22 protein-coding genes are annotated in these 22,569 nt (G+C 68.2%); 6 read left to right on the forward strand and 16 right to left on the reverse strand.

Going from position 1 to position 22,569, the window contains the following annotated elements; all coding sequences use genetic code 11:
* Nucleotides 1-80: 80 nt before the first annotated feature.
* Entirely contained in the window at nt 81-1,049 is a 969-nt protein-coding gene (locus tag QNM97_RS12785) for a bifunctional riboflavin kinase/FAD synthetase (RefSeq protein ID WP_208790947.1), read from the reverse strand.
* A 182-nt stretch (nt 1,050-1,231) separates the two neighbouring features.
* Between QNM97_RS12785 and QNM97_RS12790 the strand changes: the two genes are divergently transcribed.
* Nucleotides 1,232-1,954 (forward strand): metal-dependent transcriptional regulator, encoded by a 723-nt coding sequence (locus tag QNM97_RS12790; protein WP_283823013.1) that lies wholly within the window; start codon nt 1,232-1,234, stop codon nt 1,952-1,954.
* A gap of 82 nt (nt 1,955-2,036) precedes the next feature.
* Here the strand turns inward: QNM97_RS12790 and truB are convergent, their stop codons facing one another.
* Genes truB through QNM97_RS12805 form a run of 3 tightly spaced genes read right to left on the reverse strand, consistent with a single transcriptional unit; the run spans nt 2,037 to nt 4,614 of the window.
* Nucleotides 2,037-2,954: a tRNA pseudouridine(55) synthase TruB gene (truB, locus tag QNM97_RS12795; RefSeq protein ID WP_283823015.1), complete on the reverse strand. Its 918-nt coding sequence runs from the start codon at nt 2,952-2,954 to the stop codon at nt 2,037-2,039.
* Complete coding sequence (locus QNM97_RS12800; RefSeq protein WP_208790945.1) at nt 2,954-3,619, reverse strand: 4'-phosphopantetheinyl transferase family protein; 666 nt, start codon at nt 3,617-3,619, stop codon at nt 2,954-2,956. Before QNM97_RS12800 ends, truB begins: the two co-directional genes overlap by 1 nt.
* The gene (locus tag QNM97_RS12805; protein WP_283823016.1) at nt 3,616-4,614 is read right to left on the reverse strand and encodes a metallophosphoesterase; all 999 of its coding nucleotides are present in this window, start codon (nt 4,612-4,614) and stop codon (nt 3,616-3,618) included. The genes QNM97_RS12800 and QNM97_RS12805 overlap by 4 nt, the downstream gene beginning before the upstream one ends.
* Before the next feature lie 94 nt (nt 4,615-4,708).
* Between QNM97_RS12805 and QNM97_RS12810 the strand changes: the two genes are divergently transcribed.
* Nucleotides 4,709-5,560: a hypothetical protein gene (locus tag QNM97_RS12810; RefSeq protein WP_283823017.1), complete on the forward strand. Its 852-nt coding sequence runs from the start codon at nt 4,709-4,711 to the stop codon at nt 5,558-5,560.
* On the opposite strand, the gene QNM97_RS12815 is transcribed toward QNM97_RS12810, so the two are convergent.
* The 7 genes from QNM97_RS12815 to rimP all read right to left on the reverse strand — a co-directional run bounded on the left by QNM97_RS12815 (nt 5,539) and on the right by rimP (nt 13,695).
* The gene (locus QNM97_RS12815) at nt 5,539-7,047 is read right to left on the reverse strand and encodes an MATE family efflux transporter (RefSeq protein ID WP_283823018.1); all 1,509 of its coding nucleotides are present in this window, start codon (nt 7,045-7,047) and stop codon (nt 5,539-5,541) included. The two genes, QNM97_RS12810 and QNM97_RS12815, sit on opposite strands and share 22 nt — an antisense overlap.
* Nucleotides 7,044-8,012, reverse strand: a complete 969-nt coding sequence (locus QNM97_RS12820; RefSeq protein ID WP_283823019.1) for a DHH family phosphoesterase — start codon at nt 8,010-8,012, stop codon at nt 7,044-7,046. Before QNM97_RS12820 ends, QNM97_RS12815 begins: the two co-directional genes overlap by 4 nt.
* Nucleotides 8,009-8,527 (reverse strand): 30S ribosome-binding factor RbfA, encoded by a 519-nt coding sequence (gene rbfA / locus QNM97_RS12825; protein ID WP_283823020.1) that lies wholly within the window; start codon nt 8,525-8,527, stop codon nt 8,009-8,011. The genes QNM97_RS12820 and rbfA overlap by 4 nt, the downstream gene beginning before the upstream one ends.
* Nucleotides 8,528-8,621: 94 nt before the next feature.
* Complete coding sequence (infB, locus tag QNM97_RS12830; protein ID WP_283823021.1) at nt 8,622-11,483, reverse strand: translation initiation factor IF-2; 2,862 nt, start codon at nt 11,481-11,483, stop codon at nt 8,622-8,624.
* A 79-nt stretch (nt 11,484-11,562) separates the two neighbouring features.
* Nucleotides 11,563-11,964, reverse strand: coding sequence for a YlxR family protein (locus QNM97_RS12835; RefSeq protein ID WP_283823022.1), 402 nt, complete (start codon nt 11,962-11,964; stop codon nt 11,563-11,565).
* Between the two features lie 27 nt (nt 11,965-11,991).
* Nucleotides 11,992-13,026, reverse strand: a complete 1,035-nt coding sequence (gene nusA, locus QNM97_RS12840) for a transcription termination factor NusA (RefSeq protein ID WP_208790937.1) — start codon at nt 13,024-13,026, stop codon at nt 11,992-11,994.
* Nucleotides 13,027-13,149: 123 nt separating this feature from the next.
* Entirely contained in the window at nt 13,150-13,695 is a 546-nt protein-coding gene (rimP, locus tag QNM97_RS12845) for a ribosome maturation factor RimP (protein ID WP_208790936.1), read from the reverse strand.
* A 158-nt stretch (nt 13,696-13,853) separates the two neighbouring features.
* Between rimP and QNM97_RS12850 the strand changes: the two genes are divergently transcribed.
* Nucleotides 13,854-14,405 carry a hypothetical protein gene (locus tag QNM97_RS12850; protein WP_283823023.1) on the forward strand — a complete coding sequence of 184 codons (552 nt, stop codon included), beginning with the start codon at nt 13,854-13,856 and terminating at the stop codon, nt 14,403-14,405.
* Complete coding sequence (locus QNM97_RS12855) at nt 14,402-14,833, forward strand: ferritin-like domain-containing protein (protein WP_283823024.1); 432 nt, start codon at nt 14,402-14,404, stop codon at nt 14,831-14,833. Before QNM97_RS12850 ends, QNM97_RS12855 begins: the two co-directional genes overlap by 4 nt.
* Before the next feature lie 37 nt (nt 14,834-14,870).
* Here the strand turns inward: QNM97_RS12855 and QNM97_RS12860 are convergent, their stop codons facing one another.
* Nucleotides 14,871-16,601, reverse strand: a complete 1,731-nt coding sequence (locus tag QNM97_RS12860) for a proline--tRNA ligase (protein WP_283823188.1) — start codon at nt 16,599-16,601, stop codon at nt 14,871-14,873.
* 83 nt (nt 16,602-16,684) lie between these two features.
* On the opposite strand from QNM97_RS12860, the gene yaaA reads away from it, so the two are divergent.
* Nucleotides 16,685-17,425 carry a peroxide stress protein YaaA gene (gene yaaA / locus QNM97_RS12865; protein WP_283823026.1) on the forward strand — a complete coding sequence of 247 codons (741 nt, stop codon included), beginning with the start codon at nt 16,685-16,687 and terminating at the stop codon, nt 17,423-17,425.
* 48 nt (nt 17,426-17,473) lie between these two features.
* Nucleotides 17,474-18,187, forward strand: coding sequence for a hypothetical protein (locus QNM97_RS12870; RefSeq protein ID WP_283823027.1), 714 nt, complete (start codon nt 17,474-17,476; stop codon nt 18,185-18,187).
* A 10-nt stretch (nt 18,188-18,197) separates the two neighbouring features.
* Here the strand turns inward: QNM97_RS12870 and QNM97_RS12875 are convergent, their stop codons facing one another.
* From QNM97_RS12875 to QNM97_RS12890, 4 genes are all read right to left on the reverse strand, one after another.
* Nucleotides 18,198-19,727, reverse strand: a complete 1,530-nt coding sequence (locus tag QNM97_RS12875; RefSeq protein WP_283823028.1) for a DHA2 family efflux MFS transporter permease subunit — start codon at nt 19,725-19,727, stop codon at nt 18,198-18,200.
* Nucleotides 19,728-19,826: 99 nt separating this feature from the next.
* Nucleotides 19,827-21,068: a uroporphyrinogen-III C-methyltransferase gene (cobA, locus tag QNM97_RS12880; protein ID WP_283823029.1), complete on the reverse strand. Its 1,242-nt coding sequence runs from the start codon at nt 21,066-21,068 to the stop codon at nt 19,827-19,829.
* Nucleotides 21,069-21,176: 108 nt separating this feature from the next.
* Entirely contained in the window at nt 21,177-21,500 is a 324-nt protein-coding gene (locus QNM97_RS12885; protein ID WP_283823030.1) for a hypothetical protein, read from the reverse strand.
* Nucleotides 21,497-22,492 (reverse strand): acyl-ACP desaturase, encoded by a 996-nt coding sequence (locus QNM97_RS12890; protein ID WP_208790928.1) that lies wholly within the window; start codon nt 22,490-22,492, stop codon nt 21,497-21,499. The genes QNM97_RS12885 and QNM97_RS12890 overlap by 4 nt, the downstream gene beginning before the upstream one ends.
* Between the last annotated feature and the right edge of the window lie 77 nt (nt 22,493-22,569).

The raw sequence follows: 22,569 nt of genomic DNA on the forward strand, positions 1-22,569 counted from the left end.
CGCCACCGCGGACTGCAGCAACGCCGGTCCGCCAATTTACCAGCGGTGAACCTCAGCGCCCAAATCGCCGCGCGCTGCGCTCACTGATCGGAGGCGGCGAGAATGGCGCGCGTCTTCTCCACGTCGTCGGCCATCGCCTCGAGGAGCCCGTCGATGCTGTCGAACTGCTCCATCGGGCGGATGTGGCTGACGAAGTCGACGGCGACGTGCTGGCCGTAGAGATCGGCGCTGGTGTCGAGGACGAAGGCCTCGACGGTGCGGGTCCGCCCGGAGAAGGTGGGGTTGGTGCCCACCGACACCGCGGCCTCGTACCGCTCGCCGGGGATCACCTGGCCGACCACCGGACCGGCCCCGAGCACGGTGAACCACGCGGCATACACCCCGTCGGCCGGGATCGCCGCATGCATCGGCGGTGCGACATTGGCTGTGGGATAACCCAATTCACGCCCTCGCCCGTCTCCGCGGACCACGACTCCCTCCACCCGGTGTGGGCGGCCGAGTGCCTCCGTCGCCCGCTCGACGTCCCCGGCGGCCACACACGACCGGATGTAGGTAGAGGAGTAGGTGACGGCGTGTTCGCCGAACAATGACACCGCCTGCACCTCGAACCCGAACTTGGCGCCGAGCTCGGTGAGTTTGGCGACATCGCCGGCGGCCTTCTTGCCGAACGTGAAGTTGGCACCGACGACGACGTCGGCGGCGTGCAGGCGCTCGACGAGCACATCGTGCGCGAAGTCTTTCGGTGTGCGCGCGGCGAGTTCGGGGGTGAAGGGCATCACACAGAACACGTCGATGCCCAGTTGCTCGGCGAGCTCGGCCCGGCGCGTCAGGGTGGTCAGCTGCGGCGGATGGGTGCCCGCACGCACGACCTCGGCGGGGTGCGGGTCGAACGTCATCAGCACCGCAGGCACGCCGCGGTCTCGGGCGGCGCGCGTCGCGGCGCTGATCAACTCCGCGTGGCCGCGGTGAACGCCGTCGAAGACACCGATCGTGACCACACACCGACCCCAATCCGCGGGGACGTCCTCCAGACCTCTCCAACGCAACACGCCGACAACACTACGGCCACCGGCCGCGCCGTACCAGCACCGCCCGGACTGTGTGAACCTCCGGTGACCGATGCCCTCGAGCGTCGTGAACCCCGGGTGTCGCCACCGCAGTTCGCACTGCCGCCATGGCTGTCGACCGGGCTTCTTCGCGTCCGGGGGGATCGACACATAAGCTGAGCACCATGCCCAACAGAGGACTGTCCCCCGCCGCCGGGGACAGCGAATCGCCGCCTGCGGTGACCACGCTGTCGACCGTGACCCAGGACTATCTGAAGGTCATCTGGACCTCGCAGGAATGGGCCGATGTGAAGGTCACCACCAAATTGCTCGCCGACAAGATGGGAGTGTCGGCCTCGACCGCCTCGGAATCGATCCGCAAACTCGCCGATCAGGGCCTGGTCTCCCATGAGCGTTATGGCGCGGTCACTCTCACCGATGAGGGTCGCAACGCGGCGATCCTGATGGTGCGTCGCCACCGACTGCTCGAGACCTTCCTGGTGCGCGAACTCGGATACGGCTGGGACGAGGTGCACGACGAGGCCGAAGTCCTCGAACATGCCGTGTCCGACCGCCTGATGGCGCGCCTGGACGCCAAACTCGGTTACCCGAGCCGGGATCCGCACGGCGACCCCATCCCCTCGGTCGACGGTGCGGTGCCCACCCCGGACGCCGATTCGCTCGCCGACCTCGACGTCGGCGACTCCGGAACCATCGCCCGCATCTCCGACACCGATCCGGAGATGTTGCGCTACTTCGACCAGATGGGTGTCGCACTCGACTGCACGGTGACCGTCGTCGAGAAGCGGCCGTTCGCCGGGACCATCGCGATCAGCGTCGACGACGGCACGCCGATCGATCTCGGCGACATCGCCGCGCGGGCGATCTACCTGGTGACGGCGAGCTGACCACTGGCGCATCCGAACCCGATGCGCCGTCACACTCGGCCGACGCAGACCGGACGCGATTGCAGGTTCACCCATCGCAGGGTCAGCGCAATGTCGCCGGTCGCACCACCATCACCGAGCTGGCGCGTCTGCCCTTCTCCTCGATCAGTGCGATGGCCTGCCCGCGCGGGTCGACGCCGACGTGGATTCCCTTGAGGCCCAACGGAACAAGCCAACGTCCCTGACTGATCGACTCGGCCTCGTCGTCGTCGATGTCGCGACGCGGAAATGACAGCAACGCCGCCTGGTCGATGGTCAGTGACAACTCGGGGGTCTCGGCGAGGACGTCGAGGGTTCGGGCGTGGTCGAGGGTGAACGGCCCCACCGCGGTGCGCCGTAGAGCGGTGAGGTGACCGCCGGAGCCGAGGGCATCGCCGAGATCACGTGCCAGAGACCGGATGTAGGTGCCGGCCGAACAGTCGACCTCGACGTCGAGATCGAGGAACCCGGCCTCGCCGCCGTCGTCGTCGGGCCGCCGTATCGCCTTGATCTCGAATCGTGAGACCCTCACCGGACGCGCTGCGAGATCGAACTCGGCGCCCGTCCGGGCCAATGCATGCGCGCGTTGCCCGTCGACCTTGATCGCACTGACCTTGGCCGGAACCTGCGAGATGTCGCCGGTGAGATCGGCGACCGCACCGATGATCTGGTCATCGCCGATCTGCGACACCGTCCCGCGACTGATGATCCGGCCCTCACGGTCGTCGGTGTCGGTGGCCGCCCCGAGACGGATCGTCGCCGTGTACGACTTGGTGGTCAGCGACAACAGCCCCAGGAGCTTGGTGGCCCGTTCCACGCCGACGACGAGAACGCCGGTCGCCATCGGGTCCAGAGTGCCTGCGTGTCCGACGCGGCGCGTGTGAAAGATCTTGCGGCACCGCGACACCACGTCGTGACTGGTGATGCCGGCCGCCTTGTCGACGATGACCAGTCCGGCGTTCTCGATGGAGGCGTCGGCCATCAGAGCACCGCGATCACGGTGACGATGAGGCCACGATCGATCATCCACCGGCCGTGGAACTCCGAGAGCGGACTGCCCCCGTCGACGGTCCGGCCGTCGATCAGGATGCGAGAGGTGAAGGTGCCCATGGGGACGTCGGCACCTCGGTCCTGCTCGACGGTGATGTGCGCGTCCTCGAAACCCAGCCACCGCTGGGTCAGCGGAAACCACGCCTTGTAGGTTGCCTCCTTGGCGCAGAACAACAATCGGTCCCAGTGCAGCGTGTCGGGACGCTCGGCGAGTACCTGCCGTTCCGCGGGGAGGCTCGTGTGGTCGATGACACCGTCGGGCAAGGCGTCGTGTGGTTCGGCATCGATGCCCAGTGAGCGCACCGCCATCGCGTAGGCGACCGTCGCCGCCCGGTACCCGTCGCAGTGGGTGAGGCTACCGACCACCTGCTCCGGCCACAGCGGCATTCCGCGTTCGCCCCGCATGATCGCAACCGGCTCGATACCGAGCTGCCCCAACGCCTGACGAGCACAGTGGCGTGCGGTGGTGAATTCGCGTCGGCGCTTCTCCACGGCCCGCGAGATCAGTGACTCCTCCCCCGGTAGCGGGGTGAGATCCGGTGGGTCACCGAACGATTCCGCCGAGGCCACCCCGGTGGGCAACAACTTCTCGATCACGGTTGGTCCCTCCGGGTGTCGTTCGTCGATCGTTCGGTGCGCCGGGCGGCCTGTTCGGCGCGGCGCTGTTCGAGTCGCCGGGCGAACTCCTCGGCGCGACGCTCGTAGTCGGGCGGCAGCTCGAATCGGGCACCATGCGGTGGCAGATCCTCTTCGCGCAGACCGGGATCCGGTGCGATCTGACGCAGCAACGGTTCGGGCAGCCCGCGGCGCTTCCATTCGCGCGGGTAGCCGACCGACACCTCCTCGAACCGCACGAGGTCGTAGAAGGTGGTCCGCGGGATGTGTAGATGCCCGTACACGCAACAGGCGGCGTTGAACCGGGTGTGCCAGTCGGCGGTCTCGGTGGTTCCGCACCACAGCGCGAACTCCGGATACATCAGGGTGTCGGTCGGTTCCCGCCGCAACGGCCAATGATTGATCAGGATCGTCTGCTCGGTCGGGTCGAGCGCCTCCAGACGTGCCCGGGTGGCCGCCACGCGGGCACGCCCCCACGCGTCGCGGGTCGGGAAAGGCTCCGGGGACAGCAGGAATTCGTCCGTGGCGACCACATTGCGTTCCCGTGCCAGCGCCAATGCCGCCAAGGCGGTCGAGGTGCCCTCGGGCCGAAAGGTGTAGTCGTAGAGCAGGAACATGGGGACCACCCGTACCGGCGCAGAGCCGTCACCGGGATCGAACAGCGGATAGATGTCCTCGGGCGTCACGATCCCCATGTCCCGGCACGCTTGCACGAGATAGTCGTAGCGGGCCACCCCGAACACCTGCAGCGGATCCTTGGCCGTCGTGTAGAGCTCGTGATTGCCCGGTACCCACACGACGGTGTGGAAACGAGCGCGCAGCCGGCGCAGGGTCTCGACGATGTCATCGGTGCGTTCGGAGACGTCACCGGCCACGATCAACCAGTCGTCCGAGGTCCTCGGCCGGATCTGGTCGAGGATGTGCTCGTTGCCCCGATGTGCGACGTGCAGATCGCTGATCGCCCAGAGAGTAGCCACGAGGATCCATCGTGCCATGCGCTGTCATGTCCGGCGGCGCCCGGCACGATGCCCTTGCCTGAAGATGTCGCGGCGACGTGCCATGATGCCGACCATGAGTTATCCCTACCCTCCCGCGGTCCCCGCAGCGCCGGCGCCGGCCGTCGGTTCGCGGGTGCCCGGCGGGCGCGGCCCGTGGTGGGTGCGAGTGCTGATCAGTGCGGCGATCACCGTCCTCCTGTGGGGGCTGTCGCTGGTGATCCTCATCGTCACCGACCGCATTTTCACCGGTTCTTGGGCGAACTTCATCGCGTGGACGGTGATCTATCTACTCTTCGTCGTCATACTCGCGCTCTGGGGACGGACCGTAGTACGCGGCATACTCGGCGCCTTGATCGCCTTCGTCCTGCTGACCATCAGTCACGGGCTCGACGCACTGTTCCTCGTGAACGACTTCCACTTGTACGACTGGTACGAAACGATTGCGAACATCGGCACTCCGTTGTTCCTCATCGGAGCGATCGGTGGATGGAGTCTCGCCCGGCGCGCGACGGCCTTCGCGTGGATCGGTGTGATCCCGATGGTCGGAGTTGTGGCGGTCGCGACGTGGGTGCTCAATTATCACCTGCCGGACGTGCCGTACTCGTGGTTCGAACACCACGACTACACCCCCACGTGGTGGTGGTTCGCATACATGTCTGTTCAGGCGGCGTTCATCATCGCGGGAGTCCTCGCTGTGTGGGCGTGCGACGCCATCGGCCTCGCCGTCCGACGGAACCGACCGAACCCGCCCTCCGCGGGCCCGACCGCCGCGTGGGGAGCCCAGGGCGTCCAAGCACCGTGGCCACCCTCGTCACCGGCCACATCCGGGCAGCCATCGTGGCCTGGGCAGCAGCCTGTATGGCCCTCTCAGCCACCGCAGGCGTGGCCAGGTCCGCCACCCACTCAGCCGCCGCCCGGTACCTGATCGGCCCGGCTGCCCGCCGGTGTCGTCGCGCCCACGCGATGCCAGCGTCCCGAGGCGATCCGCAGACACACCGCGATCAGCCGGGCGATCATGAACACCACCAGCCCACTCCACACTCCGGCCAATCCCCAGTCGAAGATCAGCGACATCCAGATCAGCGGGAGGAAGCCGACGAGTGCGGCGACGAGGGTTGCCGTGCGCAAGAAGGCGGCGTCGCCGCTGCCGAGCAGTACGCCGTCGAGGGCGAACACGACGCCGGCGATCGGCAGCATCGCCACGAAGAACCACCAGGGCACCCCGATCGCGTCGAGCACCGCCGTGTCGGAGGTGAACACCTTAGGCAGCGTCGTCGCGCCCGCCGCGAACACCGCGGCCATCACCGCGGCGGCGATCACCGAGACCAGGGTCACCCGCCGGGCGACCGAGCGCGCAATGGTCACCGATCCCGCACCCAGTGCTGCCCCGACGAGGGCCTGGGCGGCGATGGCCACCGAATCGAGGAACAGCGACATGAATTCCCAGAGCTGAAGCACCAGTTGGTGTGCGGCCACCTGCGCGACACCGAATCGGGCGGCCACCGCCGCCGCGGAGATGAAACAGATCTGGAACGACAGACTGCGCACGATGAGGTCGCGGGCCATCACCAGTTGCGCTGCGATCATCGGGCGGTTCGGTGCGAAGGCCGCGAACACACTTCCCGACTCCTCGGCAGCCGAAGACCGCACGCTCACCAGTTGCTCACGCACCACGCGCGCGGCGAACAACAGCCCGGTGATCGACTGCCCGATCACGTTGGCGACGGCGCTGCCGATGATGCCGAGCCGCGGGAAAAACCACAGTCCGTGTACCAGACCGACGACGAGCACCGCCGAGATCGCCAGCCCGACAACCACATAGACGATGGGTCGACGTGTCTCCTGAACCCCGCGCATCCAGCCGTTGCCGGCCATCGACAGCAGGATGAGGGGCACACCGAACACCGCGACCCGCACCCACTGCGTCGCATCGGCGGCCACGACCGCCGACGACGACGAGGCGTCGCCCACCAGCGCCGACATCACATACGGCGCAATCGGCCACGCGACGGCGATGATCACCAGCCCCACGGCCACCGCTATCCAACTCGCCTGCACGCCCTCGGCGATCGCACCCGGACGGTCACCGGCTCCGTACCTGCGGGCCGACCGCGCGGTCGTGCCGTAGGACAAGAACGTCAGTTGGGTGCTGATGATCGACAGCACCAGAGTCGCCACGGCGAGCGCGGCCAGCTCGTCGCCACCCAGCCGACCGACCACTGCGAGATCCAACAGCAGATACAGCGGCGGTGCGATCAGTACCGCGAGAGCCGAGACGGTCAGTATGCCGACCCGACGCACTCCGGCATCGAGCGCACCGGCATCGAGCACACCGGCATCCGGGCCTGCGTCCTCTGGGTGTGCGTCCTCGGGGTGTGCGGCCTCGGGATCAGGGGCGTTGCGTTCGGTCACAGGGATCGCCGAAGGCGATCGATCACCTCGTCGGCCGTACCCGTGTCGCTGTAGCCGGAGGCGAGGCGATGTCCGCCGCCGCCATGGGTGCGGGCGATGGGGACCAGATCGACGGTGCTCTTGGAGCGCAACGACACCGTCCACTCGCCGGCGTCGATCTCCTTGAACACCGCGGCGACCTCGGCTTCGGCGGTGGTTCGGACGATGTCGATGACGCTCTCCGACTCTTCCCAGCTCATCCCGGCCAACGCCCGGTGGGTCACCACGGCATACACCAATCCCTCACCGCCACAAGCAGTTCGGTCGAGCGTTGCGGTGGCGAGAATCTCCGACACCATGCCGAGCCAGCCGAACGGATGCGTGTCGAGCAGCCGGCGACTCCAGGTCCGGGAGTCCACACCGGCGTCGATGAGCCGGGCAGCCACCCGGAACGACTCCGGGCACGCCCAGCGGAACGACCCGGTGTCGGTGGTCAGACCTGCGTACAGACAGGTTGCGATGTCCTCGTCGAGATCGACGCCGAGGTCGTCGAGTACGCGCAGGACGAGCACCGCGGTGCAGTCGGCGTGCGGATCGACGAAGTCGAGGTCGCCGAAACCGGTGTTCGACGCGTGGTGATCGATGACGATCGTGGTCTCGGCCTCGGTGAAGTGCGACTCGAGTTCACCGAGCCGCGGGCGGCTCGCGGCGTCGACCGACACCACCAACCGACTGCCTCGCAGGGCCGCCGGATCGACGAGCAACTTGTGCCCGGGCAGATCGGCGAAGGCCTCCGGGAGCGACTCCGGGCCGGGATGGGCGACCTCCACGTCCACCCCGAGCCGATCGAGCGCCAACCCGAGCGCCAACCCGCTGCCGATGGTGTCGGCGTCGGGTCGGACGTGACACAGGATGGTCACCGGACCGTTGTCGTCGGCGACCTGCCGGATGGACTGCGCGATCGCCGCACTCGAGGCTGCGGTCACGCGTGATCGCCGTCCTTGTCATCAAGCTCGGGGTCACCAAGCTCGGGGTCATCAAGCTCGGGGTCACCATGCTCGGGTTCGTCGTGACCGGGCACCCGGTAGGGATCGGCCTCACCCGCCGGCCTCGCCTCGGCGGCACGCCGCGCGACGAGTTCATCACTCGCCCGCGCTCGCGCCACCAACTCCTCCATGTGCCGCGCGGCGTCGGGAACGGTGTCGAGGACGAAGGTGAGCGTCGGGGTGAAACGCACCCCGGTGCCCGCGCCGACCTTGGACCGCAGGATTCCGGTCGCCTTCGCCAGACCGGCCGCGGCGGCCTCGTAGTCCGGCTCGGTGTCCAGGGTCTCGCCCATCACCGTGTAGAAGACCGTTGCGTCGTGCAGGTCACCGGTGACGCGCGCGTCGGTGATGGTCACATGGGCCAGCCGCGGGTCCTTGATGTCGTGCGAGATCGCCGAGGCGACGATCGACGAGATCCGCTTGGCCAGCCGTTGTGCTCGTGCCGGATCAGCCATGATTGTCCTTCCCGAAGGGATCGAAAGGCGCTCCCCTCCCGCGTGGTGCCTGGCGGCACGCTCGCGGAAGGGGAGCACTCGAGAGTGGTACGCGTCAGTCGCGCGGCTTCTCCTGGAGCTCGTAGGACTCGATGACGTCGTCGACCTTGATGTCGCTGTACGTCAGTGTGAGACCACATTCATAGCCCTCGCGAACCTCGGTCGCATCGTCCTTCTCCCGCTTGAGCGAGGCGATGGTGAGATTCTCCGCGACGACCACGTTGTCACGCAGCAGACGTGCCTTGGCGTTGCGGCGCACGATGCCCGACTGCACCAGACAGCCGGCGATGTTGCCGACCTTCGACGACTTGAAGATCGCGCGGATCTCGGCGCGGCCGAGTTCCACCTCTTCGTAGATCGGCTTGAGCATGCCCTTGAGCGCACTCTCGATCTCGTCGATCGCCTGGTAGATCACCGAGTAGTACCGGATGTCGACACCCTCGCGGTTGGCCAGCTCGGTCGCCTTGCCCTCCGCTCGGACGTTGAATCCGATGATGATCGCGTCCGAGGCCGCGGCCAGGTTCACGTTGGTCTCGGTGACACCACCGACACCGCGGTCGATGACCCGCAACGAGACCTCGTCACCCATGTCGATACCGAGCAGCGCCTCTTCGAGGGCCTCGACGGTACCGGAGTTGTCGCCCTTGAGGATCAGGTTCAGCTGGCTGGTTTCCTTCAGCGCCGAATCGAGGTCCTCGAGGCTGATCCGCTTGCGGCTGCGTGCGGCCAGCGCGTTGCGCTTGCGCGCATTGCGGCGATCGGCGATCTGACGCGCGATGCGGTCTTCTTCGACGACGAGCAGGTTGTCACCGGCACCGGGCACCGAGGTGAAGCCGATGACCTGCACCGGCCGCGACGGCAGAGCCGCCTCGATGTCGTCGCCGTGCTCGTCGACCATGCGACGCACACGACCGTAGGCGTCACCGGCAACGATCGAATCGCCGACGTGCAGCGTGCCGCGCTGAATGAGCACGGTCGCCACCGGTCCACGGCCGCGGTCGAGGTGGGCCTCGATGGCCACGCCCTGGGCGTCCATGTCGGGATTGGCACGCAGGTCGAGCGACGCGTCCGCGGTCAGCAACACCGCTTCGAGCAGTTCGTCGATGTTGGTGCCCTGCTTGGCCGAGATGTCGACGAACATCGCCTCGCCGCCGTACTCCTCGGGGATCAGGCCGTACTCGGTGAGCTGACCCCGGATCTTCTGCGGGTCGGCGCCTTCCTTGTCGATCTTGTTGACCGCCACCACGATCGGCACATCGGCCGCCTGCGCGTGGTTGATGGCCTCCACCGTCTGCGGCATGACGCCGTCGTCGGCCGCGACCACCAGGATCGCGATGTCGGTGGCCTTCGCACCGCGGGCACGCATGGCGGTGAACGCCTCGTGACCGGGGGTGTCGATGAAGGTGATCAACCGGTCGTCGCCGTTGAGGTGCGTGTTGACCTGGTAGGCACCGATGTGCTGGGTGATGCCGCCGGCCTCGCCCTCGCGGACACTGGCGTTACGGATCGTGTCGAGCAGTCGGGTCTTACCGTGATCGACGTGACCCATGACGGTCACCACCGGCGGACGCTGCTCGAGATCTTCCTCGTCGCCCTCGTCCTCGCCGTAGCTCAGGTCGAAGCTCTCGAGGAGTTCGCGGTCCTCGTCCTCGGGGCTGACCACCTGGACGGTGTAGTTCATCTCCGAGCCGAGCAGCTCGAGCGTCTCGTCGTTGACCGACTCGGTCGCGGTGACCATCTCACCGAGATTGAACAGCGCCTGGACCAGCGATGCCGGGTTGGCGTCGATCTTGTCGGCGAAGTCCGACAACGATGCGCCGCGGGCGAGCCGGATGGTCTCACCGTTGCCGCGCGGCAGCCGGACGCCACCGACGGCCGGCGCCTGCATCGAATCGTATTCCTGACGCTTCTGCCGCTTCGACTTACGGCCCTTGCGCGGGGCACCGCCGGGTCGACCGAACGCGCCTGCGGCACCGCCGCGGCCACGTCCGCCGCCACCGGGACGGCCGCGGAAGCCGCCACCACCGGCGGGAGCACCACCGGGAGCGCCGCCACCGCCGCCGCGGTATCCACCGCCACCGCCGCCGCGGTTTCCACCGGGGCCGCCGCTACGACCACCCGGACGGGCGTCGGGACGGGCGGCACGACTGGGCATCGCACCCGGATTCGGGCGCGGGGGCATGTTGCCCGGGCTCGGACGGGGACCGCCCTGACCGGGAGCCGGACGCGGTCCGCCCGGGCCGGGTCGGCCACCTTGGGCACCGGGACGACCACCGCCGGGACGGGGACCGCCCTGGCCCGGGCCGGGACGACCGGCCGGGGGTCGAGGTGCCGGCGCGGGCGCCGACGAGTACGGGTTGTTGCCGACACGCGGCGCACGGGGGCCCGGCTTCGGACCACCGGGACGCGGTCCCGGCGTCGGTCCGCCCGGCTTCTGGGCCGGTGCGGGCTGCTGTGCGGGCGGCGCGGACCGCTGGGCGGCCGCGGGTGTCGGGGCCGCCGGCTTCGGTGCAGCCGGCGTCGCCGGGGCCGCCTGTGCGGCGGCGGGCGTCGGAGCTGCGGGGGCCGGTGCCGCCGGGGCCGGGGCCGCGGCCGGCTGCGGGGCCGGACGGGTTTGCTCGGTACGGGCCGGGGCCTTCTGCTCGGCTGCCGGTGCCGGCTTGGGGCCGCCGGGCTTGGGGCCCGGACGCGGACCCGCGCCGGGCTTGGGGGCGGAACCGTTGGTGCCGGGCTTGGGCGCCGACGAACCGCCGTCTTTGTTCGGGAATGATTCGCGGAGTCGACGGGCCACCGGGGCCTCAACGGTCGACGACGCAGATTTGACGAACTCGCCCTGTTCCTTGAGTCGCTCGAGCACCTGTTTGCTCGTCACGCCCAGTTCCTTGGCCAGTTCGTGCACGCGGGCCTTGCCTGCCACTGCTCTCCTCACTTGGAGGCCGAGCGGGCTGCCCGCTACGGCCTCGGATTACGTCCGATACGTGCTCATCGTGGTGACTTCACGGTGTGCTCATGTCTTCTGCTACCTGTTCCGGCCCGGTATCGGGCCTGCTGTCGTCCGTGGTCGGTGATGGTGCTGTTGCACCGATCACGTCTGCACCGAACACTTCTACGAGGTCGTCGGGGTTCACGACGAGAAGCGACGCCCTCAATGCCGGGGCGAACGCTCGCCGCCGCACCGCGGCGGACACACAGTCCTCCCGCGGATGCAGCCACGCACCCCGTCCCGGCATGGTCTTCGCGAGATCGACCGCGATCATGGGCCCGTCGGCACCCTCTCGGGCGACGACGCGGACCAATGCGGTGATGTCGGTACGGGACCGACATCCGATGCACATCCGAATCGGACGACCCCGACGGCCATCGTCAGGTGACGAGGTCGACGGCTTTCGCTGAACCATCGCTCAGTCTAGCGCTAGTCGCCGCGACTAGGACAATCGGCTGCCGCCGGGCGTGCCCGAGCCGGCGGCTCGGGCGTCGTCGGCGTCGGATCGGATGTCGATGCGCCATCCGGTCAGCCGCGCGGCGAGCCGCGCGTTCTGTCCTTCTTTGCCGATGGCCAGCGACAACTGGTAATCCGGCACCACGACCCGCGCTGCCTTGGCGGCGAGGTCGACGACCTCGACGGAGACAACCTTCGCCGGTGACAACGCATTCCCGACGAACACCGCCGGGTCGGTGTCGAAGTCGATGATGTCGATCTTCTCCCCGGCGAGCTCACTCATCACGTTGCGGACCCGCTGGCCCATCGGCCCGATGCACGCCCCCTTGGCATTGAGCCCGCTGACGCCGGTGTGCACGGCGATCTTCGACCGGTGTCCGGCCTCTCGGGCCACCGCCACGATCTCCACCGACCCGTCCTCGATCTCCGGTACCTCCAGGGAGAAGAGCTTGCGCACGAGATTGGGATGGGTGCGCGACAGGGTGATCTGCGGTCCGCGCTGTCCGCGGCTGACGCCGACCACGTAGCACTTGATGCGGTCGCCGTGGGTGTAGGTCTCGCCGGGAACCTGCTCGGCGGACGGGATGATGCCCTCGGTGGCATTGGCCTCGTTGCCGATCTGCACCACGACCATGCCGCGGGCGTTCGCCCGGGCATCCTGCTGCACGACGCCACCGACGATCTCACCCTCGTGGGCCACGAGATCGCCGAAACTCTTCTCGTTCTCCGCGTCACGCAGCCGTTGCAGGATGACCTGCCGGGCGGTGGTCGCCGCGATACGCCCGAACCCCTCCGGGGTGTCGTCGTATTCGTGGACGACCTCACCGTGCTCGTCGAGTTCCTGGGCCATCACCCGGACGGCGCCGGTCTTGCGGTTCACGTCGATCCGCGCGTGCGGCGCGAATCCGTCGGTGTGGCGGTAGGCGGTCAACAGTGCCGTCTCGATCGCGGTGATCACCGTATCGGTCGGGATACCCTTGTCGGACTCGATCATCCGCAGCGCGTTGATGTCGATGTTCATTGCTCGTGGACTCCTATTCACTTGTCGGCGTATTCACTTGTCACATGGTCGTTCTCGATGGCCGGACCCATATGGTTCGGTGTATCCCGCAATCGGTGCACATCTCACGGTTCGGTGCGTGGCTCACAGTTCTGCGGTGCCGGGTTCACGACGCCGCGCGATCTCCTCGTCGTCGAGGCCGCACCGGGTCAGTTCGGCGACACTCGGACGCGAGAAGTCGACCTCGACGACCGCGCGGTCGACGGCGTCGAAGCGGACGGATTCCACGGCTATCCGCCCGCGGTGATTGACGACGATCTCGACGGCCTCGTCGTCGAGCGCGCCGATACGCCCGGTGATCGACGCGCCGTCGACATCTCTGATCGCGACCTTGCGTCCACGTGCCCGCCGCCAATGCCGTGGCAGGGTGAGCGGCCGGCCGACGCCCGGCGAGGTGACCTCCAGCGTGTACGGGTCGTCGGAGAGATCGTCGTGGGCGTCGAGCGTGTCGGAGATGTCGCGGGTCAACTCGCCGAGCAGGTCGAGGTCGGTGCCGGCGTCGGAATCGACGATCACCCGGATCTCGTCGGTGCCCGCGGAGGTCGAGACGATCACGTCCTCGAGGTCGAGTCCGCGATCGGTGACGAACTCACCGACGAGTTCGCGGACCCTCATCCGGTCGATGGTCACCGTGATCTCCCTCGTCTTCAGTTGTCCGGTTCACCCGTGGCGTGCAGCCCGTGCGGCTGCGCTGGCGCCCATCCATCGTAGAGGACACCTCCGGGCTCGACGAAGTGCGCACGAACGGGCGTGCCGCGACCACCGTCGGGCCACGCCCGACTGGCATCATGTGTCGGGTGAGTCTCCCGCACCCCGATGAACCGACCGGCCGGTCCGCCGGCGTATCTCGTCGAACCCTGCTGCGGGGCAGTGCCGTCGCGGGCATCGGGGTGGTCACCGTCGCCGTGGCGGCGGGGTGCGATCGCGGACCCGATCCCGCCGAGACCACCGCGCAGGCGCTGCTGCCCCTCGCACGCTCGGCGCTGGCCGACGCGGCCGCGGCGCGGGTCCTCGCCCCGCAGGTGACCGACTATTCGGCGGCCCTCGGCGTGATCGCCGAGCAGCGGGCGCAGCACGCCCAGGCGTTGCGCGAGGAGATCACACGACTCGACCAGACCCTCACCGGCCAGATCGAACCGTCCGGGACCGCCTCGTCGAGTGCCGCTGCGCCCGGCACACCCACCCAGGCGGCGAACTCGCTGGAAGGTCTGCGCTCATCTCTGAGTTCGTCGGCGAAGGCGGCGCGAGCGGCGGCCATCGCATTGTCGGGGTACTCGGCCGGTCTGGCCGGGTCCATCAGCGCCTCGACGACAACCCTCGCGGAGGTTCAGCTGGCATGAGTCCCACCACCGATTCCCTGACCGACGCCGCAGATGCCGAGAACGCGGCGATCTTCACCTACGGCGTGCTCACCGCGTTCGTCTCGGCGTCCCGACGCTCGACTGTCGACGCCAACCTCGTCGCGCACCGCGCAGCCCGCGACGCCGTCAACGATGCGATCACCAAAGCCGGTGGTACGCCTCCGGAACCGGCGGCGGGCTACACCTTGCCGCTGATGGTGAACGACCCGGTGAGTGCCGCCAAGGCGGCGCTGGCCGCCGAGGTCGACTGCACCGTCGCCTATCGCTCGGTGCTGGAGAAGGCCGATTCCGGTTCTGCCCGGACCCTCGGTGTCGACCAGCTCACCGGGTCGGCGTCACGGGCCGCGGATTGGCGAATCGCCTTGGGCAACAAGCCCACCACCGTGGCCTTCCCGGGACAGCGCTGACCGGCCGACCGGCCGACTCCGATCCGCCCGGCGCCCCTCAGCCGCGGACGGTGGCGGTGATGGCGTCGACCGCTTCGGCCACCGCCACCTCCACCGAGTCCCCGGAGAAGCGGTCGCGCACCTCGACGACCCCGTTGGCGTAGCCGCGCCCGACGACAACAACCGTTGGCATACCCAGCAATTCGGCGTCCTTGAACTTGACCCCCGGTGAGGCCTTGCGGTCGTCGAGCAGTACCTCGAGGCCCGCGGCATCGAGGTCGGCGGCCAGTGCCTGCGCACCGTCGATCGCCGCCTGATCCTTGTTCGCGATCACCAGGTGTACGTCGAACGGCGTGACCGCGCGCGGCCACCGCAGCCCCTTGTCGTCATGCCATTGTTCGGCCAGCACCGCGACGAGCCTGGACACACCGACGCCGTAGGACCCCATCGTCAGGCGCACGGGCTTGCCGTTCTCGCCGAGGACGTCGACCTCGAAGGCGTTGGTGTACTTCTGGCCGAGCTGGAAGATGTGGCCGATCTCGATGCCCTTGGCGCTCACCAGCTCACCCTTGCCGTCCGGCGACGGGTCGCCGTCACGCACCTCGGCGGCCTCGATGGTGCCGTCGGGCGTGAAGTCTCGGCCGGCCACCAATCCCACCACGTGATGGTTCGGTTCGTCGGCTCCGGTGATCCACGACGATCCGTCGCCGATGCGCGGATCGACGAGGAAGCGAACCCCGTTGGCCGCCAATCCCTTCGGCCCGATGTAGCCCTTGGTGAGGAACGGGTTGGCGGCGAAGTCGGCATCGGTGAGCAACTCGACCTCGGCGGGCTCCAGCGAGGCCTCGAGGCGCTTGAAGTCAACCTCCCGATCCCCGGGAACCCCCACACCGAGGAGTTCCCAGTCACCGCCGGGTTCGCGGACCTTGACCATCACGTTCTTGAGGGTGTCCGCGGCGGTGAACGTTCCCTCGAGAGTCGCATTGGCCCAGGCCACCAGGGTGTCGATGGTCGGGGTGTCGGGCGTCCGGTGCACCTTTGCCGGCGGCAACCCGTCGAACGGGATGGGTTGCGCCGCAGGCGTGATGACGGCCTCGACATTGGCGGCGTAGCCCGATACCGGGCATCGGACGAAGGTGTCCTCACCGACCTCGCTCTCGGCGAGGAACTCCTCGGACGCGCTGCCGCCCATCGCGCCGGAGGTGGCGGCGACGATCACATAGCGCACCCCGAGGCGGGCGAAGATCTTCTGATAGGCCTCGCGGTGGGCGTGATAGCTGGACTTGAGTCCGTCGTCGTCGAGGTCGAACGAGTAGGAGTCCTTCATCACGAACTCGCGGCCACGGAGGATCCCGGCGCGCGGCCGCTCCTCGTCGCGGTATTTGGTCTGGATCTGATACAGGATGACCGGCAGATCCTTGTAGGAGGAGTACTCCCCCTTGACCAGCTGGGTGAAGAGTTCCTCGTGGGTCGGGCCGAGCAACATGTCGGCGCCCTTGCGGTCCTTGAGGCGGAACAGCGCATCGCCGTACTCGGTCCAGCGGCCGGTCTCCTCGTAGGGATCACGCGGCAGCAACGCGGGCAGCAGGATCTCCTGGGCGCCGATGGCGTTCATCTCCTCGCGCACCACCTGCTCGACCGCCTTGAGCACCCGCAGTCCCAGCGGCAACCAGCTGTAGACGCCGGGTGCGGCTCGCCGCACGTAGCCGGCACGGACCAACAGCTTGTGGCTGGGGACCTCGGCGTCGGCCGGGTCGTCGCGCAGCGTCCGCAGGAACAGATTCGACATGCGTGTGATCACGGGTCAGAAGTCTAGTCGGGCCCGCGACCCGGTTTCCCCGGCCCGCCCGGCGCGGTCGATACAGTGTTGCGGTGCTTGTCATCCTGCCGCCCTCCGAGACGAAATCCAATGGTGGCGACGGTCCACCGCTGAACCTCGACGCCCTGTGGTTCACCGAGCTCACCCCCATCCGCAAGCGCCTCGCCGACGCACTCGTCGAGCTGTCCGCCGACCTCGACGCGAGCCGTGACGCACTCGGGTTGGGCAAGACCCAGCTCGCCGAGGTCGACCGCAACGCCGACCTGTGGCACTCGCCGACACGCCCGTCCATCGAGCGCTACACCGGTGTCCTCTACGACGCTCTCGATCACCGCGGGCTGACCCGTGCGGGCAAGGCCAAGGCCGCCGACCGGCTCGCTATCGGCTCGGCACTGTTCGGCGTCGTGCGCTCGACCGATCCGATCCCGGCCTACCGACTCTCCGGGGGCTCGAAGCTCCCCGGACTCCCGACGTTGGCGTCGGTGTGGAAACCGGAGCTCTCGCGCGCCCTCGAGACCGTCGACGACCTCGTCGTCGACCTGCGATCGGGGATTTATCAGCAACTCGGCCCGGTGTCCGGGGCGATCACCGCGACGGTGGTGACCGAGGCCGCCGATGGCAGCCGAAAAGTGGTGAGCCACTTCAACAAACACTACAAAGGCCTGATTGCCCGCGAATTGGTGCGCACACGTCGCACGGTGCGTGATGTCAATGCGCTGGCCGCGGTCCTCGCCGATGCGGGGCAACGTGTGGAGATCGCGCGAGCCGACGAGATCGTGGTGATCACGGACTAGGGCCCCACATTCGCGTTAACGTTTGCCGTGTTAACTATAGTGGCGGTCATGTCCGAGCCGATGTTCGTGTGCAATATCGATCCGCGCACCCGCGACATGCGCGACGAACCGTTCGCGCACGAGAACCTCGACGCCTTCGTGCAGCGGTGGCCCGGTGTCGACGTCGCCGTGTCCCCCGACACCGTGACCTTCGACCGGACCCCCGGTCCGGAGCGCGCGGAGACCGTCCTCGACGTGTTGACCACCGTGGGCGGGACCGCCCTCGGCGCCCATCTGCCGGTGGCGATCAGTTGCGATCGTGCCTGGTTGGGTGCCGATCATCCCCCGATGACCACCCTGGTCCTGGTTCGCGACGCCGACGAGATCCGCGACGCGTTGACGATGGACGCGGTGCATCCGGGCATCTACGACGGCCCGCGCTCGAGCCTGCGGATGGTGCGCCGTTGGTCCGACGAGCATGTCGCGACCGCGCTGGGCGGCAATGTCTTCCTCAGGATCGACGGCGAGCACGTTCACATCTGGGGCCGATGGTTCGAGACGACACCACAGATCTTCACCGGAGGCGCGCTGCACGACGCCGGTGGTGTGCGCACGTGGACCGCGCGCTGGGGTGCGCCGCCGACCGAGTTACAAGCCGGCCTGACCTACGCGGCCGACGGGTGGGTGATGCATCCCGAACTGTCGCGACTTCGCCTGGTCGGTCACGGGGTCGAACTGATCGTCACCGGACCGCAGAAGATCTCGGTGCGCCCGGCACGCTGACGACGTCCGGCTACGACTGTCTCGAACTCACGTCGTCGACGTCGAGGGTGGCGTTGGCGGCTTCCTGCGCCGCCTGCCCCTCGGCAACCTCTTCGGGGGTGAACCGCATGAACAGGACGACGACGGCCGCGACGACCGCTATCCCCGCGCAACACGCGAATCCCAGGCCGTAGCCATCAGCCTGAGCGGCGAGCTGGGTGGCGTTCATCGTTTCCACCGGCGCGGTGGTGCCCCCTTGCGAGAGCGCGCGGGAGGTGACCATCGCCCCGACCACGACGAGTCCGACGGCGCCGCCGAGATTTTGGGCGACCTGCGCGAGCGCGGTGAGCGGACCGATCTCGGTCGGCTCGACCCCGGCGATCACCGACAGGGTCAGCGGGATGACGGCGAGGCCGACGCCGAATCCGATCACCACGACCGGGATCGCGATGCTCGGGAAATAGCTGGGCATCTCGGTGGCGATCGACGACGCGTACAGGCAACCGGCGAGGATGACGGCACCACCGACGAGCACCAGCCAGCGCGGCTGGATCATCAGGGCGAGTTTGGAGGCGATCGCCGCAGCCACCCCGAGGCCCACCGCGAACGGCACCACCGCCAGACCGCTCTGGATCGGCGTGTACTTGAGGATTCCCTGCAGGTACAGCGAGATGAACACCGCCATGCACATCATGATCATGCTGGCCAGCAGGATCGCAACGAGCGCCGCGACCCGGCTGCGGTTGTCAAACAGTCGCAGCGGCAGGATCGGATTGGCCGCGCGTCGCTCCCAGACGATGAAGGCGACCAACGCCAGCCCACCCAGGATGAACGACCCGACGACGATGGGCCTGTCCCACCCGTTCGGGCCGTCGCTGACCGCGAGCACCAGCAAGGTGCAGCCCAGCGTGGCCAGTACCGCACCGGGGACGTCGAGGGGCATCCGCTCCCCCTGCGACTCGCGCAGGGCGAACAGCGCGCCCACCACCACCGCGAGTCCGATCGGGACATTGATCAAGAAGACCAGGCGCCAGGAGATCTGGGTCAGCACGCCGCCCAGGATGAGGCCGGCGACCGATCCCACACCGGTCATCGCGGCGTAGATCGCGAAGGCCTGACTACGCGGTTTCCCGGGTGCGAAGGTCGTCGCGACCAGCGCCATCGCGGTCGGTGCGGCAATGGCGGCCGAGGCCCCCTGCAGCGCTCGGCCGATGACCAGACTCTCCTCGCTCCAGGCCAACCCGCACAGCAGGGAGGTCACGGTGAACGCGGCCACGCCGAGGATGAACATCCGTTTGCGGCCGAAGGCGTCGCCGAGACGGCCACCGAGGAGCATCAGCCCACCGAAGGCCAGGACGTAGCTGGTGATGACCCAGTTGGCCGACGACTCGCTCAGGGAAAGGCTGTCGCGGATACGCGGCAGGGCAAGCGCGGCGACGGTGCCGTCGAGCACCATCAACAGTTGCATCCCCGACAGCACCAGGATCGCCAGACCGAACACCGGCCGGTACTGGTCCGACGGCGCCGTGGTGGCATCGCTCGACGCCGAGAATGTCGACATACCGGTCGACGCTACCGCCGACGGGCTCGACTATGCCAATCCCCGTTGACGTATCGCCGTCCACCAGGTGGCACATGGGCGCACCCGAACGGCGGTGTGTCAGGTGAACGCGAGCACGTCATCGGCGTCGGTGAAGCCCGCGACGTCGCCGATGACGACGATCGCCGGCGGGCGCAGCCCCTCGCTCTGCGCGGTGTCCGCGGCGTGCGCGAGATCGGTGCGGAGCACTCGCTGCGTGGGCAGCGAGCCGTTCTCGATCATCGCGACCGGCGTGTCGCCGGGGCGCCCGCCGGACAGCAGCGCCTGCGCGAACTTCTCCACCCGCTCCACCGCCATCATCAGCACGAGAGTGCCGCGCAGTCGCGCGAGCGCCGACCAATCGGTCAGCGAGTCGGGGTGATCGGGCGCCACATGGCCCGACACGATGACCACCTCGTGTGTCACACCGCGATGCGTCACCGGGATGCCCGCCGCCGAGGGCACCGAGATGGGACTGGCGATGCCCGGGACCACCGACACCGGGACCCCCGCGGCCACACACGCCTGCAATTCCTCGAAGCCGCGACCGTAGACGTAGGGGTCGCCACCCTTGAACCGCACGACGAACTTGCCCTCCTTCGCCTTGGCGACGAGGACATCGTTGATGGCTTCCTGCTTCATCGCCCGTCCGTACGGGACCTTCGCGGCGTCGATGATCTCGACCTGCGGTCCCAACGCCGCCAGCAGCTCCGGCGGTGCGAGTCGATCGGCGACGACCACGTCCGCGGCCATCAACAACCGCAATCCGCGGACCGTGATGAGGTCGGGGTCGCCCGGGCCGCCGCCCACCAGCGCCACGCCGGGCGGGTGCGGGGCTTCATCGACCTGGAGATCGCCGTCGGCCAGCGCCCGGCCGATCGCCGCGCGCAGGGCCGCCGACAACTTGTGATCACCGCCGGCGAGAACCCCGAACTGGACGTCTCGGTGCCGACCGGAGGCCGGGGTCACCGCGGTGCCGAACCGGGCGTCGTCGGCGCGCACACAGAACGTGTGCCGACGCTCCGCCTCGGCCACCACCGCGGCGTTCACCTCGGGGTCATCGGTGCAGGCCATCGCATACCAGGCACCGTCGAGGTCACCGTCGGCGTAGGCCCGCCGGTGCAGGGTGATGCCGGCGAACGATTCGACCGCCGGAGTCGGCTCGAGGGCCACCACATGGACCTCGGCCCCGCACGCCACCAGATTCGGCAGGCGTCGCTGGGCCACCGATCCCCCGCCGACCAGGACTACCTTGCGGCCCATCAGGTCCAGACCCGACAGATAGTGCGGATGGCCCGATCCGGGGTGTGCGGCTGCAGACATGAGAAGAACCGTACCGACTGCGCGCCGATCGGCAGCGCTCAGATCTCCCCGGGTACGACCGGTGTTCCACCGGGGCCGGCGGACTCGTCGTTCACCCGGTGGGATCGGTCACAGGGGGAGTTCGCCGGTTCGGCGGATGTGCGCCCAGACATCGGCCGCCGGCACACCGAGACGGTGCGCCGCCGCCTCGAGCAGCGCTCCGAGCAACACCGAACTGCAGTACTCCCCCGCCGCCGGGTCCGCTGCGTGGGCCCGGATCTCGTTCCACCACGTCGGATTGTGGCTTGCGGCGGCCTCGGCCATCGCGATGGCCGCGTCGAAGCCGTCCGGCACATCGGGCGCCGACGGCGCCGAGTCGCACGACCCGCAACACTGCCCGCAGCCATCGCCGGTGTCGGCCAACAGGTTCCTCGGGTCGTCGATCACCGTCATGCGCCGGCCCTGGCCTTGCGCTCCTCGCGTTCGAGCGCTCGTTCGCGGGCCCGTTCGAACTTCTCGACCTTGACGCTCATCTCCTGGAGGTATTCGGCGAGCTTGTCGCGATACATCTGGCCGAGCGGGCCAAAATCGTCGCGCTCGAAGATGCGCCACTTGCGCAGCACCGGCATGACCACCTCCGAAAGGTGTTGCGGGAGATCATAGATACCGCCCTTGGCGATCAGGACGGCGTTGCGTCGGAAGTTGGGCATGGTGGCGCCGGGCATCTGGAAGTTCGACACGATGCCGTAGATCGCACACATCGCCTGATCGGGGACGAGGTCGAGCGCGCCGGCGACGATGTTGCGGTAGAAGAGCATGTGCAGGTTCTCGTCGGCGGCCACGCGCTGCAGCATGCGATCGGCGATGGGGTCGCCGCAGGCCTTGCCGGTGTTGCGGTGACTCACACGTGTCGCGAGTTCCTGGAAGCTGACGTAACTGACCGCGAAGAGCATGTCGAAGCTGTGGTCGCGCTGGCCGTCGTCCTCGGGCAGCGGATTGAATCCGTGCGTCATGTGTTGCAGGCGGATCTCTTCGAGTTCAACGGGATCCACGCCTCGCGTAACGACGAGGTAGTCGCGCATCACCGTCGAATGCCGCATCTCCTCGGCGGTCCAGCGCCCCACCCAGAAGCCCCACGCGTCGTCGAGGGTGAAGTTCTCGGCGATGACCCGGTGATAGGAGGGCAGATTGTCCTCGGTGAGCAGGTTGGTGATCATCGCGGCCTTGGCGACCTCGGACAGCTTCGACTGATCGGGGTCCCAGTCGAGGCCGCCGAGCGCGGCGAAGTTGCGACCGTTGTCCCACGGAACATAATCGTGCGGATGCCAGTCCTTGGTCATCTTCATATGACGCTCGACTTCGGCCTCACAGACCGGCAGCAGTTCGCGCAGCAGGTCCGACCCGGTCATCCCGGTGTCGCTTGCGGATCCGATGAGGGTTGTCACTTCGCAGCTCCTAAGTTGGCGATTCGCGTACCCGTGGGTTCCACTCTTGCGAAACCTCACCAGTCCCACGTGAGCCG

The sequence above is a fragment of the Gordonia sp. L191 genome (assembly GCF_030077625.1).
Taxonomy (GTDB): Bacteria; Actinomycetota; Actinomycetes; order Mycobacteriales; family Mycobacteriaceae; genus Gordonia; species Gordonia polyisoprenivorans_A.